A 17,007-nucleotide genomic window follows, 5' to 3' on the forward strand; every position below is an offset into this window, starting at 1 on the left:
ATTAGGAAAATCTCGCAAAGACGCGAAGATGCAAAGTTTTTTTTGCCACTGATTACATAGATTAAAGTGATTTTTATTTCACACAGATTTCCATAGATTTTTAAAGAGTAAATTTAAAGACTCTGAAATACACATTTACTTTGAATTAGAACAAAATTGCAAACTAAAAAACCAATTATGAAAAATACAATATTTTACAAAATTGCCTTAGTACTAATCAGTTTTGCGGGCCATACACAAGTTACTTTAAATGCTGACGGTCCGGGTGGTGTTGGAACTTATGAACTCATAACAAATGCACTGGCTCCCGGTACAGCAAATGGTGCGATCGAAGCACCGGACGCCATACATCCCGGTTTTGGACCTCATATTACCGAAGTTTTTGATGCGGATCTGAATAAAAATGTTTTTGTATTTCACTCACATGTGAGTAACACTCCTCCGGACAATGAACCTGTAGCCGGAAAAACAGACAGACAGCGTGTAGAAATTAAATCATACAACCCCTCACCTGATAATCTAAAAGGAATAATCGGTGAAACCGTACGATACAAATGGCGCTTTAAAATTCCTGTTGGATTTAAACCAACCACCAGTTTTACACACATTCACCAGGTTAAAGCTGTAGATGGCGACGACGACGATCCGCTTTTTACAATAACCCTCAGAAAACTTTCAACTGGAGCAACGCGTTTAGAATTGCTTTATGACGAAAATGCTGCAACGGCAACCACTAAATACGCTTTACCTGCCTTATCTTTATTTGAAGGTGTATGGGTCGAAGCTACCGAAACGATCAAAATTGGTATCAATGGAACTTATGCAATGGTCATCAAAAAAGTCAGCGACGGAACTGTGTTGGTTGACTACAGCAATTCAAATGTGCAAACGATCCGGCCTGCTTATACAGCTGCCAACGGAACTGTTTATACAGCCAACTCTTTTATCAGACCCAAATGGGGAATTTACCGCAGCCTCACTGATATTGCCAACATGAGAGACGAAACTCTCCTTTTCTCGGATTTCAGTATTGAGGAATTGACGACTTTATCAGCCGAAGTACATTCAAAAGTAAAAATGGATATCCAATTCCCCAATCCGGTAGGTGACAGACTCGAACTCTCAGAAGCTATTGTAAATCAATATAGCGGAATAAGGATTTATGACAATAGCGGTAAACAGGTCGCTTCTTACGACACAATTCCCGAAAACATTAATGTGTCGTCTCTACCATCAGGGCTTTACCTTATAAAATTCAAAAAAGAAAACACCTTTTCAAAAGGTGTAAAAATGATTAAGAAATAAAATTGTATCAATGAAAAAGCTAATCACTTTAGTGCTTCTCGCCTTATCCTTTTTTGGAGTAGCGCAAAACCTGATCTCCAATGTTCCAAACCGAAATACGACTTCCTTAAACGGAGTCTGGAACTATATTGTCGATCCATACGAAACCGGCTATTACAGCTTTCATCACGACGAATACGACAAACAGGCCAAACCTTCAAATTCAGCCTTTTTTAATAATTATCATGCGGCAAACAAACAGGAACTGGTTGAATATGATTTCGATAAATCAGCTCAAATCAATATTCCGGGGGACTGGAATTCTCAGGTTCCGGAACTAAAATACTATGAAGGAAACGTATGGTTCAAAAAATCTTTCAATTACGATTTACAAGCCAAAAAGCGTCTTTTTGTATATTTTGGAGCTATTAATTACAAAGCCGATGTTTATTTAAACGGGAAGAAACTAGGAAGACATGAAGGAGGTTTTACGCCATTTAATTATGAAATCACTTCAATCGTAAAACCAAAAGACAACTATTTAGTCATTAAAGTCGACAACACACGCCACAAAGAAGATGTTCCGACAATTAATACCGATTGGTGGAATTACGGCGGAATTACCCGTGACGTAACTTTAATTGAAGAGAATGAATCTTTTGTTGAAGATTACCACATTCAGCTCAAAAAAGGCAATGCTGCTTTGATTTCAGGTTTTGTAAAAATCAACAATTTCACTTCGGCACAAAATAGCATAACCCTTTCGATTCCTGAATTAAAGATTCATTACAAAGGAAAAATTGGCGCTGACGGCATCCTAAACTTTGAAATTCCAGCGAAGAAAATCTCCTACTGGGCTCCCGAAAACCCAAAATTATACGAAGTAACAATCGATTATAACGGCCAGCAATTAAAAGATACTATTGGTTTCAGAACCATTGAAACTCAGGGAGACAAAATCCTCCTGAATGGAAAACCAATCTTTCTGCGCGGAATTTCGATTCATGAAGAAAATGAAAAAGGTGGTCGTGCCCATTCGGAAGAAGATGCTTTGCGTCTTTTAAACTGGGCAAAAGAACTGGGCTGCAACTATGTGCGTCTCGCCCATTATCCGCATAACGAAAACATCATCAGAGCAGCCGATAAAATGGGGCTCATGGTTTGGGAGGAAATTCCGGTGTACTGGACGGTTGAATTCACCAATACAAACACCTACAAAAATGCCGAAGAGCAATTGACAGCGGCTATTACGAGAGACAAAAACAGAGCCTGCATCATCATCTGGTCGATGGCCAATGAAACCCCTATTTCGGATACCCGAAATACATTCATCAAAAATCTGGTGGATCACACCAAATCTTTAGACAATACCCGACTCATCAGCGCGGCTTTACTGACGCAAACCGGAGCAGACGGTTTTGGAACAATCAATGACGAAATTGGTCAGTATCTGGATCTTATTTCCTTCAATCAATACTTAGGTTGGTATGGCGGAAAACTGGAAAATGCCGAAAAGATTTTCTGGAAAACCAAATACAACAAACCTGTGATTGTCTCTGAATTTGGAGGTGATGCCAAACAAGGCCTTCACGGTGAAAAAAACGAACGATGGACAGAAGAATATCAGGAATACCTGTACATTCAAAATCTGAAAATGATCGAAAACATACCACATCTGAGCGGCTTAAGTCCGTGGATTCTGGTCGATTTCAGATCGCCAAAACGACTTTTACCCGGAATTCAGGACGGATACAACCGAAAAGGACTGATCTCCAATGACGGAAATAAAAAGAAAGCCTTTTATATTATGCAGAATTGGTATGCAAAGAAGAAAAAAGAATATTAAAAAAATTTCCTTATAAAATGATAATTTAGGAGAAAAAACAGCTGCATTCTATATCATTCTAAATGAAACAGAAGAACCGTTAGCAATTCATTAACAAAAAACAAACTTTAATTATATGATTTTTCTTCATTATTAACTTACTTTGTAGATATTCTAAAAATTGTAATTCTATGAAAAAATTAAGTTTAATGGCAGTTACTTTATTTGCTGCCTTTACAGTTCAAGCACAGGATGTAGTGAAATTTGCTCCGTTAGACGCAAGTCCGGTGGACATTTCGTATTTCCCGAATAAAGCGGTAAAATTCAAAAAAACCGATAATCCTGCTCCGGCGATTAAGGTTATTTACGCAAGACCTTCTGCTAAAGGACGTGCTATTTTTGGTGATTTAATTAAATTTGGTGAAGTTTGGCGTGTAGGTGCTAACGAAAATACCGAAATCAAGTTTTACAAACCGGTTACTATTGGCGGAGTAAATATTCCTGCCGGAACTTACAGTTTGTTTGCCATTCCTGAAAAAGACAAATGGACCATCATTATCAATAAAGAAATTGATTTGTGGGGTGCCTATGCATACGATGAGAGTAAAGATATTGCAAGAGTAAGCGTTCCGGTAAAACCGGTATCCAATACAATCGAAGCCTTATCGATTGCTTTTACGGCTCAGGGCGCTGTAGCGAATTTAGTAATTGGCTGGGACAAAACAACTGTTGAAGTTCCAATAACTATTAAGTAATTGTTTAGCGGCAGAACGATATACAAAAAGAGACACTAGTTTTAAATTAGTGTCTCTTTTTTTTTCACTCATTAACATTAACCTCAAAACCAAAAAAGATGAAAAACACCTATTTATTCTTGTTTTTTTTAGGGGCAATTTGTGTCGGACATTCCCAACAAAAGTTCAAAATTACCTATGAACAGCTAAAAGAATACGAAGGCCTTTATGAGTACCAAAACAATACCACACTGCAAATCGCAGCTTCACCAAAAGATACGATTTTGTATGCAATCATCAACGAAAGCAAATATGCACTGACGCCTTCAGAGAAAGATACTTTTCTAAACACTTCTAATGAAAAAGTAACTTTTGTACGCGATAAAACTTCTATTCTCAACGGCTATACGACTGATGGAAAGACGTTCAAACTAATCAATAAAAAAGTCATTTTCCCCAAAGAAATGTGGTACCCCAGACTCAATGTACCCAAAGATTATGTATACCTGTACCAACAACCCAAAAAAGAGAATGACGGTCTCATTACCGGAAGCATTGACAATACAGGGCTGGACAAAGCATTATTGGGCGAAATGATGCGAAAAATTGTCAACGGTTCGTACCCAAACGTTCACAGTATCCTGATTATTAAAGATGGGAAATTAGTTTTTGAAGAGTATTTTTATGAGTACAACAAAACCAAATTGCACGAAATGCGTTCGGCAACCAAAAGTTTTGTTTCGGCACTTACCGGAATCGCAATTGATAAAGGATACATTAAAAGTAAAAAAGAAACGGTACTCTCCTATTTCCCTGGTTACACTTTTAAAAACCTCAACGAAGACAAAAGACAAATTACAATTGAAAACCTGCTTACCAACCAAAGCGGACTCGATTGTGATGTAAGCAATCCGAAGTCTGCGGGGGATGAAAGAAGCATGAACTCTTCTGATGACTGGGTTCAGTTTACACTTGATTTGCCCATGATTGATGTACCCGGAGGCAAAGGAATGTACTGCTCCGGAAACCCCATTACACTTGGTAAAATAATCGAAAAAGCATCCAAAATGCCTTTGGTCGATTTTGCAAAAGAAACGCTTTTTAAAGAACTAAGTATCAAAAACTTTAAATGGAATTTTAAACCTGATGCTTCAAGTGCCGAAACTTTCTGTCAGGTATATTTAAACTCCAGAGATATGGCTAAATTAGGTTTGTTGTACCTCAACAAAGGAGTTTGGAATAGTAAACAGCTAATCTCTAAAGAATGGATCAAGGAATCTTTAACTAAACACACCGAGATTCAGGGTGTTAATTATGGTTATTTATGGTGGCTTAAATATCTGGAGGTCGATGGCATCAAATATTACGGAGCAGCAGCACAGGGAAACGGTGGTCAGAAAATCTATATCTGGGAACAGCAAAACATGATTACCGTTATTACAGGAGGAAATTACAACTCACAATCCTCAAGTGACGAATTGATCCAAAAGTATATTTTAAAAGCTTTTAATAAAAAATAATTTTACGATTGGGTTGTCAAGTTTAAGCGAAAAGCCAGTCATAATTAACTTATTTGTATTCAATTAAGTATTTCATTTATTTTTTCATCCGGTTATACTTTATACGATGAAGTTTTGTAATTTTATGAATATCAAAGAATTTAATTTTTAACTTAATCAAAAAATAGATGGGAAAATTTGTAATTACTAAAAGGGCCAATGGTGAATTTCAATTTAATTTAAAAGCTGGTAATGGGCAAACTATTCTAACAAGTGAAGGTTATACTACGAAAGCGGCCTGCTTAAACGGAATTGAATCTGTCAAAACAAATTCGCAAAACGACGGGAAATTTGACAAACTGGAATCCAAAAGCGGAAAACCTTATTTCAACTTAAAAGCCACTAACGGTCAGATTATTGGATCAAGCGAAATGTATGAAAGTACTGCCGCCAGAGATAACGGAATTGCATCGGTAAAAACAAATGCACCTGAAGCTGCTACAGATGATCAAACAGCATAAATACAATACAAAATAGTAACTAAATGGGGTCTTTCAACCCCATTTTTTTGTTCTAAACTTTTTATAATCCAGATCTCTCCGAATTTTTCTTTGTAACGACAAAATTCTTCTTTCAGTTTTTTTATGTCATCTGCCAATAAGCAGGCTTTCGATTTTTGAAAGTGGAATCTCAGGATTCGCTCCCGGTGAAGCGGCAACTAAGGCTCCTGTGGCACATGCAAAATCAATTGCATATTGAGGTGCTTTCCCGGTAAGCAATGCCATAATTAAAGCCGCTAAAAAAGAATCACCCGCTCCTACCGTATCTACAACTTTTACAGCATATCCATTATTCTCATACAATTGGTTTTCCCAAAGTAATAATGCACCATGTTGCCCTCTGGTGACGCAAATAGCATTGGTAGTGGTCTTCCCGGCAATAAAATGAATATTTTCTTCCAGTGTGGTGAAAGGCGAATGTAGTGCCGGAGCAATTTCTAATAATTCTTCATCATTGAATTTGATAAAACTGGCCGAATGCATCAAACGCTCTAAAATCTCATACGAGTAATGAGGTTTTCTTAGATTGACATCAAAAACTTTATAAACATTTGTCTGTAATAATTCTCCGAGGGACTTCCTTGATACAGCATCCCGACAAACCAGGCTTCCAAAAATCAGAACATCTGCATTGAGTACCCGATTTCTCGCAAAATCAGTCAGCATAATTTTGTCCCAAGCCGCCGGATAATGAATAATATAACTCGCCGAGCCTTTATCGTTTAAACTTACTTCAACCAAACCGGTCGGAAAATCTTCTGACTTACTAATCGCCTCCGTTTCAAGTCCTAGTTTTTTAACCTGATTGATGAGGACAGAACCATCTTCATCATTACCTACACAGCTAATCATTGCTACTTCACAACCTAACGATTGCATACGCAAGGCGACGTTGAGTGGTGCACCTCCAATTTTTTTTTCGGTAGCAAAAACATCCCAAAGCACTTCTCCATAGGCTACCGCCTTAAGATTTTTTACGTTACTCATCCTAACAATTTTATATTAACAGACTTGTTTACTACATTACAACATCTATTTTTCTTTTAAAATAGAATAGTCACAAACTTGCTTCTCCACAGATTCGATGTTATTGCAATATAATGATAAAAAGCTTTGGATATAATTAGAATCAGGTTCAAAAGTTTGGAGTCCTAAAAAATATTTTCCATAAAAAAACCTCGTCTAAAATTCATTAAACGAGGTTTTTTTTTGAAATAAAAATATTATTTTTTAGATTCTTCGATAGAAACTTTTCTAAACTCTTTTAAAAGTTTTTCAATTTCTAAAGTTGATTTACGTGCTCTTGGTCCAGCAGCTTTAACACCTTTTTCAGTTAATGATTCAGCCTCTGCTTTAAATGTTTCAATTTCGGCGTTGATTTTTACTAATAGATCGTTCATGCTTATAATTATTAAATTAAGACGCAAAAATAAAAGTTTGCTTGGGAGTTACAACACTTTTGCTGTTAAATTTATCCCCATTTTTCGGCCCTTAACTTAACAATAAGTTTACTTCTTTACTTTTCAGCATCCCATTTTTCACAATAAACTAATAGTCAATAGCTTATTTTTCAAACCCACCAATTCCTGTCTTGTAGCACATTCACAAGTATTTTTTAGAAAATTTTACTTTCTCTCTTCAAAACATAAAAAAAAGCAACTTTTTGTTCCATCCTACAATGGAAATTTGCTGTTTTATTGGAGAGAATCTATTGAAAATGTGTTTACATGAGCCCAAAACACTTCAAAAATGATCGTATTTATGAAGAACAGACATCATAAAGAAGTGCTTCTTTTCTTTCTCGACTTTTACATTTGTTAAAAGTTGTCTAGTCAGATCAAATTCTTTCTACATGGGTTACATTACAATCTATAAATGCAATTAACTCTGCTATTTTATGATCACAATTATCTTTGGTTGAAATAGAAATGATATACCCGTTTCTATCCCTAATGTATAGTAAAAAAAGGTCTTTGGTTAGAATCGCTTTCTCAATCTGACACCATCGATGCGTAAATCCTCCTAAAGGAGAATGTACTCCTATAACTGAATTCGTAAAACTGAATTTATACCTGCGCACAAAGCCTTCAAATTTCAATAATTTTTTGACCAGACGAAAGGTTACTTTACAAATTGCATTTACGATTAGATAGTGAAAAAACAGAAAGAAGATCACGGAAAATAAGTTTCTAATTATCCATTGGAAAAAATCATCGTTATTATCCCAATCCAAAAAAACAATTACCAACAAGATGATTGCCAAAAAAAACATTATTCTTTTTTTGTACAAATCTTTGAAATACATTTTATTCAAATTACGTATCTCTGCAATATTCAGATCAAATTCTAAAGAAAAAGTAGAGGTACCCATGTGCTTTTAGTTGTATTATTTTTTAGTGATTAATACCTCTTTGTTCCCTCCCTTCTCTTCCTAAAAAGTGAAGAAACAATAAAGTTTGCAGCAAATTTAATTGTAACTTTTCTCTTCGGGCACCGCTAGAAGCCATTAAACTATCGTGATAAGCCAAATCTGCAATTAATTCACATAAAAACTGTTTTTTTGACTGTATCATAAGCTCTTACAAATCTTTTTAAGTTACTTTACAAAGACGCATAAACAAAAAAAGAGAGAATCTCAGTTCTCTCTTTTTTGAAAATCATCCCCTTAAAGGTTGTCTTTTTATCTAATCTCTTTTTTTAGCAAAGCTAAGGCAGGATCAGTTGCTCTCTTAATTTGATAGATTACAATTTGAGCAATCTCTGTAGCTCCTTTTAATGACAAATGAGTATCATCACTCTTATCTTTATCATAATACGTATTTTCACCGGCTTTAAAATGCAAATGCAGCTGTTTCGATTTCTCAGGTCCGTAAGTTTGTTCCAATATTTCTGTAAAATATTCCAGATCAATAAAAGGAACTTTATACTCTTGAGCTACCAATCTGGTTTCGAGAGGATAATCCCCGTGTGTAGACACTAAAACTCCTTTCTCGTTAAAATTGCGCCTTGCTATAGAAGTTAATAATACAGGAATTGCACCTTTTTCCCGGCTTTCTTTCACAAACTTAATCAGGTTGTACCTGTAGCTCGTATGGGGATTTGTGTATCGGATTGAATCTTCTATCTTTTCATCATTATGTCCAAACTCAATAAAAACATAATCTCCTTTTTTAAGCTTCTTATAAATAGAATCCCATCGTTTTTCGTTGATAAAACTTTTTGTACTTCGTCCGTTTACTGCTTTATTCTCCACTCTGACATTCCCGGTAAAGAAAGGCTGTAGCACCTGTGCCCACCCATGTTCGGGATTACGATCAGGATCTTTTTTATTGGCCATTGTTGAATCTCCAATAGTATAAAGTGTTGTTTTTTGAGCAAAACACGCCATTGAAAACAAACAGATAATTAGCAGATAATATTTAGTCATTTGATTTACATTTAACTCTTTAAAAAAAATCTTAGCAACTCAGAGCCTCAGAAAAAAACTATTTCGCTGCTGTTGGTACCGTTGCTTTTTCTCCGATAACCACTTCATTGAGCAGCACATTTTCGGCATTCTCACTCGAAATGGCATTTTTTGCCCATTTGATATCGATATTATTTAACGAAATGTTACGAACTTTTTTATCCGGAAATCCCTGAATTACAATTCCAGATGCTGTGGCTTTATTACATGTAATATTCGAGAAAGAAATATTGGATATATCAGATTGGAAGCCACTTCCTTCGCCATGATAATTAGCCGTGATATACAAACAATCTTCTACCTCATCCAGCTTTATGTTTCGGACAAATACATTTCTGATGAAACCACCTCTGTCTGCATTAGTCTTCAGATAAATACCTCTTTTTAAATAACCTGTCGTTTTACAGTTCTCAACAAATACATTTTGAACTCCTGCCGACATTTCACTGCCAATTACTACCCCGTGAAGTCCTTTGAAATTGCAATTTCTGATCACAATGTTTTCACTTGGTGTTGCCAAATTTGCCCTTCCTTCATGATCTCTTCCGGCTTTAATGGCCACATTATCATCACCATTATCAAAGCTTACATTTTCAATTAAAACATCTTTTGCATACTCCGGATCAATCCCGTCGTTATTGTAATTCAATGATTTATATCGCACCCCACGCACAGTGATACTTTGCGATTTCAATAAATGCAAACACCAGAAAGGAGAGTTTTCAATTCGAATATTTTCGACCAAAATGTTTCTGCAATTAAAAAACTGAATCATTTGCGGACGTAAAAAATATCCTTCCCCAAATCTCCTGTCTTTCAAAGCTACGTAGTTATGATTCATGTCACGGCTTTTGTTTTTTCCGTCACCTTCCTTCGCTTTAAAACTTTTCCAAATCTTACCTCCTTCACCGTCAATGGTTCCCTCGCCTGTTATGGCAATATTAGAACATTCAAAAGCATAAATCAACGGGCTGTAATTGTACAACATGGTACCTTCCCAACTCGTTAGGACCATTGGTAAATAATCTGTCGGAGTATCACTAAATTTAATTTTTGCTCCTTTTTCTAATTTAAGATTGACATTACTCACAAAATGAATCGGGCCATTTATTTTATAGGTTCCTTCCGGTACAATAATCGTCCCGCCATTATTCTTTTTACACAAAGCCATCGCTTTGTCAAAAACGGATTTATTGTTGGTAATGGAATCCCCTTTTGCACCCAATTTTAAAACATTAACCTGATACGAAGGAAATACAGGAAGCTGAATTCGATTAACTATTGAATCTACTTTTGCTGACGGAAATTCGGTATGCTGAGCTACAGAAATCCAGGTGATTAAGAGGAAAATAACGTATTTAAATTTCATGGTTTTTTTATAGGTTCTGAGGCGCTAAGGTACTGAGGTTCTGAGTTTTTTTTTTCTATTGCTTTACATTTGTCAGGCCTGAATACCAGTTGGGAATTGAGTCTTTCAAAATGTTATCTATCGTATATTTTTCAGCTTCTTTCTTCTCAAGCTGATGCGACCACGAAACTCTTTTTGCAGACGAAGCTCCTTCGCCTTTGCAATTGTATTCGGCATAAAAAGCTGTTTTTTCCGCTTCGGGTTTCGACCAATTTTCCCATCCTTCCGGTCTGATATGTTTTGCCATATCGCAACTGATATAAACTGTTTTGGCATAAATACGCCAGGGTCTTCCTAAATAAACTGCCGTTGCCGCGGGTTCAGCTGTAAGTTTGCAATCTTTAAAAACAAAACCAAAAGCTGTTCCTTCAGGTGTTGAAGCAGCAGTAATATAAGAGTTTTTGATACTGTGAATTTCGCAATTTTCAAATAACGCTGTTGCACTTCCAAAGATAAAATCGGTAGTTCCTTCAATATAACAATCTTTGATATACTGTTTGGCTTCCTTTCCCGACAAGTACAAAGTATCCTGATTTCCGAGAATATTACAGTTAGAAATCTGAGCTCTATTTGCTACAACAGACAGTGCAATAGCTTGACCGTTATCACCCGAAGCATTTTTGATCGTTAAATTGGATGCCGAAAAATCATCACCTTCCACTAAAAGGGTATAGGTATTAAAAGTGCTGTTTCTCCCGATGTTAATCTTAGAGAAGTTATCATCAAAAGTAATGATCGTATTTTCTTTGCTTTCACCAATTAGAGTCACTTGACTATTCCATTCGGGAATACGGATTTTCTCCTTGTAAGTTCCGTTTTTCACAAAAACAGTTACCTTTTCATAAGGAAAAGAAGGACACGCATTTATGGCATCCTGAATTTTTGTAAAATCACCCGAACCGTCTAAAGCAACAGTAATAAAGTTGTTCTTTTGCCTATCTGATGATTCTTTTGCCGAAATTTTTAAGCCGTTTTTTGCAGCCCAGGCCGGATATTTTTTGAGTACTTCTTTGGGTGCATCAGAATACCAGGAATAACCGTTTCGTCTTTCAGCACCAATCTCATCTATCGATTTTTTCCTGATTCCGTCACGATCACAAAAGAAAGGTTCATTAGTCGAAAGATCCATAAATCTAGCCCAAATTGGAGCCGCATTTTGTGTTACGATCATTTTTTTGTCAATGATTTTTCCATCCTCGTTTAAAATACGTTTTTCTTCAAGATTGGTGATTTTCGTTTTTTCGAACCAAGCCTGAGCACTTTGTACAGCAGTTATAATTTGCGAAGAAGGCTTTTCTATTGACATTAAAAGCAATACAATCTTAGCCGATTCGTAACCGCTTAACGATGCCAATTCAAATGCTCTTGCATTTGCAGGCGCAAAAGTAACTTCATCATGTTGTGCACACCAGGCAGTTAAAACACCGTTTTGTTTGTATTGTGTTTTTAAAATGCAGTCGATTCCTTTCTCTAAAGATGCTTTTGCTTTTTCAACCACTGCTTTAGAAGGTTTTATACTAAAATAATCCGTTTCCTCACCCACTTGTCTAATGGTGTTTAGGATGTTCACCATAGAATCGTCATTGTAAGTAATGTGAGTATAATAGCCTTTTTTCAATGGATAAAACTGAGGCCATCCCCCATTTTTATACTGTGCATCCAACAGATACTGGAACCCTTTTAAAAAAGATTCTTTGTATCGATCGTCTTTTACCTGCGCGTACATTTTAGACATGAAAAGCATCTCCTGACACGTTGCCCCATTGTCTGTAGTCGTTTCTGCAGTTGTTTTTTTAAGCTTCAGTAAATCCTTTTTCTGCTCCGGTGTTAATTCATTCTGCATTTGAATGTTCTTTGGCCACCCGCCTACCTCTCTTTGGTAGAGCAATACATTCTCTGCTATTTTTTTTGCTTCATCGGTACCAAACCAGGCTGCATCGTTTTTCTTAATAATATCCGGCCAGTTTTTATAGGTATTCTGCGCCTTTACTCCTAAGCAAATACTGAACAAAGTCAATACAATGTATTTTTTAATTGAAATCATTTATATTATCTGTTTAATTCGACAGCTGCCAAAATAAAGGGTCCCGTCGCTTTAGGATCGTTGTCTTTTTTCTTTTCGTTTACATAATAGGTGTACGAACCATCACGATAAGGATTACCTCCCAAGCCCGCCACCTGACAAGCTTGTGTAAGTGTAATTCCACCATCAGCATCTACCTTTATCAATTGTCTGGTTAAACCGTCAAAAGCTTTATTAGCCAGGTTTTTGTATTTTGCAGACAGGTATCCTTTATTGGCTCCTTTTGCAAAAGCATAAGCAAACATTGATGATCCCGAGGCTTCAAGATAGTTTCCTTCTGCACCGCCTTTATCTGTCACCTGATACCATAAACCTGATTTATCCTGATATTTGGCTAAAGCAGCCGAAACGCTGTTTAAGTATTTAACCAGTTCTTTTTGTTTTGGATGGTTTTTCGGGAAATAATCAAGGGCATCAACAAGCGCCATTGCATACCAACCCAAAGCTCTTGACCAAAAGTTTGGAGAAGTTCCGTTTTCTTTATTCGCCCACGGCATTTGTTTGCTTTCATCCCAACCATGATACAATAATCCGGTTTTTGGATCTGTTGCATGCAATTGAATTAACTCAAATTGTTTTGCAACATCGTCAAGATTTTTTCCTCCTTCAAAAGTAACGGTATATTGTGCATAAAATGGTTCTCCCATATACAGACCGTCCAGCCACATTTGATTTGGATAGATTTGTTTGTGCCAAAATCCACCACTTGTTGTTCTTGGCTGTTCTGCTAATTGTTTGCGTAATAGTTGAAGTGCTTTTAAATATTTTTCTTCTTTGGTAGTTGCATAAGTAGGAAATAACAAACGTCCTGGTACAATTAAGTCAATATTGTATTTGTCTAACTCATACGTTTTGATTGTCCCATCATTTTGAACAAGAGCATCCACATAGCTTTTTACATAAGATGCATATCTGGGATCCGGATTCTTTTTGTACAATTCTCCAATAGCATGCAAAACCAATCCATGAACATAATCCCATTTTGGCGTTTTCGAATCATCAATCATATAACTTTCAGGGTGGCGTTTCATTAAAGTCAAAGTCATTTTATCAGACCATTTTAAATCTTTACCGATGACGATTTCCTTTTTTGACGCTTCCTGTGAAGTCACTTTACAACTTGTAAAGGCCATCAGACAAACTAAAGCCACTGCTGTAAAATAACCCTTTGTTCTATTATCTTTCATTTTAAAATATATTTAGATTCTACTATTTTTCCAATTCTAATGCACTCAGCAAAAAAGCTGCAAGCGCTGGTGAGCTATTGTCCTTTGTTTTGCTTTTACTATAATAATCGTTTGTTCCGTCCCGAAATGGTTTTCCTCCTAAACCAACATTCGAAGATACATTTGAAATAATGATGTGTCCCTGATTATCTTTGGTTACAAATTCTTTTAGATAGGCCTCAAATGATTTTTCTGCTGTTTTTTTATACTCTGATTTTAGGTATCCTTTATCCGCTCCTTTCGCTAAAGCATAAATAATCATGGCTGATGATGAAGATTCTAAAAAATTTCCATTCATTTCGGGCTTATCTGCAACCTGATACCATAAACCTGACGCGCTTTTATACTGCACGGCACTCTTTGCTATTTGATTCAGATATTCTATCAACACTTTGTATTTAGGATGTGCTTTTGGATAATACTCTAAGGTTTCAACCAAAGCCATCATATACCAGCCAGTAGCGCGTCCCCAAAGGGTTGGCGAAGTTCCTGTTTCTGGATTCGCCCAAGCGATTTCTTTGCTTTCATCCCAAGCCTGATAAACCAAACCTGTTTTTTTATCTACCAAGTGCGTATGCACCAATTCAAATTGCTTTGCAATATCGTTTAAAGCTTTACCATTTTCAAATCTAACCGTATATTGGGTGTAAAAAGGTTCAGCCATGTACAAACCATCAATCCACATTTGATTGGGATAAATTTGTTTGTGCCAAAATCCGCCACTTGCTGTCCTCGGCTGGTTTTCAAGCTGATTTCTTAATTCTTGTATTACTTTTAAATAACGTTTGTCTTTTGTTTCGTCATAAAGATTGAACAATAATTTTCCGGGGTTAGCACAATCGATATTGTACTCGTTCCTCTCATATTTTATAATATTCCCGTCAGTATCAATCAATTCATCTGCATATCCTTTAATGTAATTGAAATATTTTCTATCGTTTGTTTTCTGATATAATTTTTCAAAAGCCGACAATACCAATCCCATTTTATAGTCCCATTTGGGTTTTTCGGTTCCATCAATCTGCCAGGCTTTCGGGTATTTGTCCAAAATAGTAAGTGCCGTTCTCTGTGACCACTTTAAATTGTCAGGTAAGACGCTGTTTTCAGTCGCCTGCCCTATTGTTTTAGTACTGAAAATCAACAGTAAAACAATCAAATTGATTTTTATAAAAGTCGGTTTAAGCATAAAACTAATATTCTGGCAGTAGGTCTTTTTTACCACCGATTAAAAGGATTAAAATGGATTAGGTTAACTTGTGTATTATTATTTTTCTCGCAGATATCGCAAATCATACAGATTTTTTAATCTTTCTAACCCTTTTAATCTGTGTCTTTTTTTTAAACACATAGAAACATAGTTTATTAGTTTTTAAAAAAGGCGTTTCACTTTTACTCTAAATCACATTAATTTGCTATGTGAATAAGCAAGATTTCTTTGTAATCTTTGAAACAATTAAAAAATTCTATGTTTCTATGTGTTTAATAATTTTTCTCGCAGATTACGCAGATTTTCTAATCCTTTTAATCTGTGGCTCACTTTTCAAATTACTCTTTTACTCTATACTCTTTTACTCTATACTCTTTTACTCTATACTCTTTTACTCTATACTCTTTTACTCTATACTCTTTTACTCTATACTCTATACTCTATACTCTATACTCTATACTCTATACTCTATACTCTATACTCTATACTCTATACTCTATACTCTATACTCTATACTCTATACTCTATACTCTATACTCTATACTCTATACTCTATACTCTATACTCTATACTCTATACTCTATACTCTATACTCTATACTCTATACTCTATACTCTATACTCTATACTCTATACTCTTCACTCTTTACTCTTTACTCTTTACTCTTTACTCTTTACTCTTTACTCTTTACTCTTCACTCTTCACTCTTCACTCTTCACTCTTCACTCTTCACTCTTCACTCCTCACTCTTTTACATCTTCCCCTTCTTGTTCAATACTTCTAACCTTTGATCTAAATATTTCACAAATTCTTCTTTCGATTTAATTCCGTTTTGTTCTTGTTCCCATGCGCCTAACAGGTAAAAAGAAGTTGCTTTTGTTGTTGGTTTAAATACCAAAAGATAATCTAAATCTGTATCGGGAGCACTCTCAATTGTACTGACTTCATAAAAAATTGCCATTCCTAATTTATCCGGAACTAACGATTGCTGACCATAAGTGGCCAGATAAGCCCATTTTTTATTTTTGCTTTCTTTCTTGAGGAGCTCTGTATTTTTTTGCTTTACAATTCCGGTACAAATTCCTTGAATTTCTTTGGATGCCTGAATGGTGTGCTTTGTATATAGTTCGTCTGGTTTGATGGTCAAAACTGAAGTAAAATCAATTTTATCCGAAGCCGTTTTCCAACCATAGTACTGCACTTTTACACCCGACTCATTGGTTTTATTTACTACTGTTGCAATAGTAGAATCAACTTCACGGAAGTGTAATTTTTCGTTGTTTAAATAACGGTCTATTGAACCAATTCCGATTCCTTTTCCGGCTTTCAGAATATCTGCTCCCCAATCGCTCATCTCGTGATAAGAATCGAAATTATCCTGTCCAACTTTTGGCAAAATAATTTCTGCTGTTTTTTTTCCGAAAATGTCAATCGCATTTCTCCAATCTAAATACAAACGATATCCAATGCGGTTATTTTCCCAACCTGGTCCTTCATAACGAATATCAAAAGAATGATCGGTATGTTCCGGCGACAATTTGAGTCTATCCACATTTTTAAATACTGTACCGCCAATATATTTGCGGCCTTCCCACTTTCCATCTGTTTTAGCAGATATCTCGGCATAGGTTTTAGCTGTTTTTATATCATACTTCTGAGCATTAACTGCTGTAATACCAACTAAGAGTAAGGTCGCTAATGTGAATTTCATTTTC

At 35.9% G+C, this 17,007-nt stretch carries 14 protein-coding genes; 5 read left to right on the forward strand and 9 right to left on the reverse strand.

The window, feature by feature from the left end:
* Nucleotides 1-177: 177 nt before the first annotated feature.
* From OGZ34_RS17390 to OGZ34_RS17410, 5 genes are all read left to right on the forward strand, one after another.
* The gene (locus OGZ34_RS17390; RefSeq protein ID WP_263361081.1) at nucleotides 178-1,305 is read left to right on the forward strand and encodes a T9SS type A sorting domain-containing protein; all 1,128 of its coding nucleotides are present in this window, start codon (nucleotides 178-180) and stop codon (nucleotides 1,303-1,305) included.
* A 10-nt stretch (nucleotides 1,306-1,315) separates the two neighbouring features.
* Nucleotides 1,316-3,130 (forward strand): glycoside hydrolase family 2 protein, encoded by a 1,815-nt coding sequence (locus OGZ34_RS17395; protein WP_263361082.1) that lies wholly within the window; start codon nucleotides 1,316-1,318, stop codon nucleotides 3,128-3,130.
* Between the two features lie 170 nt (nucleotides 3,131-3,300).
* Nucleotides 3,301-3,864: a DUF2911 domain-containing protein gene (locus OGZ34_RS17400; protein WP_173965150.1), complete on the forward strand. Its 564-nt coding sequence runs from the start codon at nucleotides 3,301-3,303 to the stop codon at nucleotides 3,862-3,864.
* 98 nt (nucleotides 3,865-3,962) lie between these two features.
* Entirely contained in the window at nucleotides 3,963-5,363 is a 1,401-nt protein-coding gene (locus tag OGZ34_RS17405) for a serine hydrolase domain-containing protein (protein ID WP_263361083.1), read from the forward strand.
* Between the two features lie 167 nt (nucleotides 5,364-5,530).
* Complete coding sequence (locus tag OGZ34_RS17410; protein WP_173965148.1) at nucleotides 5,531-5,863, forward strand: YegP family protein; 333 nt, start codon at nucleotides 5,531-5,533, stop codon at nucleotides 5,861-5,863.
* A 126-nt stretch (nucleotides 5,864-5,989) separates the two neighbouring features.
* Here OGZ34_RS17410 and OGZ34_RS17415 read toward each other — a convergent pair whose 3' ends face one another.
* The 9 genes from OGZ34_RS17415 to OGZ34_RS17455 form a co-directional block, all read right to left on the reverse strand.
* Nucleotides 5,990-6,889 (reverse strand): carbohydrate kinase family protein, encoded by a 900-nt coding sequence (locus OGZ34_RS17415; RefSeq protein ID WP_263361084.1) that lies wholly within the window; start codon nucleotides 6,887-6,889, stop codon nucleotides 5,990-5,992.
* 236 nt (nucleotides 6,890-7,125) lie between these two features.
* Nucleotides 7,126-7,302, reverse strand: coding sequence for a histone H1-like protein Hc1 (locus tag OGZ34_RS17420; RefSeq protein ID WP_017495627.1), 177 nt, complete (start codon nucleotides 7,300-7,302; stop codon nucleotides 7,126-7,128).
* 437 nt (nucleotides 7,303-7,739) lie between these two features.
* Nucleotides 7,740-8,273: a hypothetical protein gene (locus OGZ34_RS17425; RefSeq protein ID WP_263361085.1), complete on the reverse strand. Its 534-nt coding sequence runs from the start codon at nucleotides 8,271-8,273 to the stop codon at nucleotides 7,740-7,742.
* A 309-nt stretch (nucleotides 8,274-8,582) separates the two neighbouring features.
* Entirely contained in the window at nucleotides 8,583-9,329 is a 747-nt protein-coding gene (locus OGZ34_RS17430; protein ID WP_263361086.1) for a rhamnogalacturonan acetylesterase, read from the reverse strand.
* Nucleotides 9,330-9,387: 58 nt separating this feature from the next.
* Nucleotides 9,388-10,737, reverse strand: coding sequence for a glycoside hydrolase family 28 protein (locus OGZ34_RS17435; protein ID WP_263361087.1), 1,350 nt, complete (start codon nucleotides 10,735-10,737; stop codon nucleotides 9,388-9,390).
* A gap of 55 nt (nucleotides 10,738-10,792) precedes the next feature.
* A complete protein-coding gene (gene pelA / locus OGZ34_RS17440; RefSeq protein ID WP_263361088.1) occupies nucleotides 10,793-12,820 on the reverse strand; it encodes a pectate lyase in 2,028 nt (675 codons plus the stop codon).
* 5 nt (nucleotides 12,821-12,825) lie between these two features.
* Nucleotides 12,826-14,046, reverse strand: a complete 1,221-nt coding sequence (locus tag OGZ34_RS17445; protein WP_263361089.1) for a glycoside hydrolase family 88/105 protein — start codon at nucleotides 14,044-14,046, stop codon at nucleotides 12,826-12,828.
* A gap of 22 nt (nucleotides 14,047-14,068) precedes the next feature.
* Nucleotides 14,069-15,271 carry a glycoside hydrolase family 88/105 protein gene (locus OGZ34_RS17450; RefSeq protein ID WP_263361090.1) on the reverse strand — a complete coding sequence of 401 codons (1,203 nt, stop codon included), beginning with the start codon at nucleotides 15,269-15,271 and terminating at the stop codon, nucleotides 14,069-14,071.
* A 772-nt stretch (nucleotides 15,272-16,043) separates the two neighbouring features.
* Nucleotides 16,044-17,003, reverse strand: coding sequence for a DUF4861 domain-containing protein (locus OGZ34_RS17455; RefSeq protein WP_263361091.1), 960 nt, complete (start codon nucleotides 17,001-17,003; stop codon nucleotides 16,044-16,046).
* Nucleotides 17,004-17,007: the final 4 nt, after the last annotated feature.

Origin of the sequence: Flavobacterium collinsii (assembly GCF_946903285.1) — a bacterium.
In the GTDB taxonomy this organism is placed as follows: Bacteria; Bacteroidota; Bacteroidia; order Flavobacteriales; family Flavobacteriaceae; genus Flavobacterium; species Flavobacterium collinsii.

What these genes read in the sequence shown, in the direction of transcription:
- OGZ34_RS17400 (WP_173965150.1), top strand. Translation starts at nt 3,301, where the DNA reads ATGAAAAAATTAAGTTTAATGGCAGTTACTTTATTTGCTGCCTTTACA.
- OGZ34_RS17405 (WP_263361083.1), top strand. Translation starts at nt 3,963, where the DNA reads ATGAAAAACACCTATTTATTCTTGTTTTTTTTAGGGGCAATTTGTGTC.
- OGZ34_RS17410 (WP_173965148.1), top strand. Translation starts at nt 5,531, where the DNA reads ATGGGAAAATTTGTAATTACTAAAAGGGCCAATGGTGAATTTCAATTT.
- OGZ34_RS17425 (WP_263361085.1), bottom strand. Translation starts at nt 8,273, where the DNA reads ATGGGTACCTCTACTTTTTCTTTAGAATTTGATCTGAATATTGCAGAG.
- OGZ34_RS17390 (WP_263361081.1), top strand. Translation starts at nt 178, where the DNA reads ATGAAAAATACAATATTTTACAAAATTGCCTTAGTACTAATCAGTTTT.
- OGZ34_RS17420 (WP_017495627.1), bottom strand. Translation starts at nt 7,302, where the DNA reads ATGAACGATCTATTAGTAAAAATCAACGCCGAAATTGAAACATTTAAA.
- OGZ34_RS17395 (WP_263361082.1), top strand. Translation starts at nt 1,316, where the DNA reads ATGAAAAAGCTAATCACTTTAGTGCTTCTCGCCTTATCCTTTTTTGGA.
- OGZ34_RS17435 (WP_263361087.1), bottom strand. Translation starts at nt 10,737, where the DNA reads ATGAAATTTAAATACGTTATTTTCCTCTTAATCACCTGGATTTCTGTA.
- pelA (WP_263361088.1), bottom strand. Translation starts at nt 12,820, where the DNA reads ATGATTTCAATTAAAAAATACATTGTATTGACTTTGTTCAGTATTTGC.
- OGZ34_RS17455 (WP_263361091.1), bottom strand. Translation starts at nt 17,003, where the DNA reads ATGAAATTCACATTAGCGACCTTACTCTTAGTTGGTATTACAGCAGTT.
- OGZ34_RS17445 (WP_263361089.1), bottom strand. Translation starts at nt 14,046, where the DNA reads ATGAAAGATAATAGAACAAAGGGTTATTTTACAGCAGTGGCTTTAGTT.
- OGZ34_RS17415 (WP_263361084.1), bottom strand. Translation starts at nt 6,889, where the DNA reads ATGAGTAACGTAAAAAATCTTAAGGCGGTAGCCTATGGAGAAGTGCTT.
- OGZ34_RS17430 (WP_263361086.1), bottom strand. Translation starts at nt 9,329, where the DNA reads ATGACTAAATATTATCTGCTAATTATCTGTTTGTTTTCAATGGCGTGT.
- OGZ34_RS17450 (WP_263361090.1), bottom strand. Translation starts at nt 15,271, where the DNA reads ATGCTTAAACCGACTTTTATAAAAATCAATTTGATTGTTTTACTGTTG.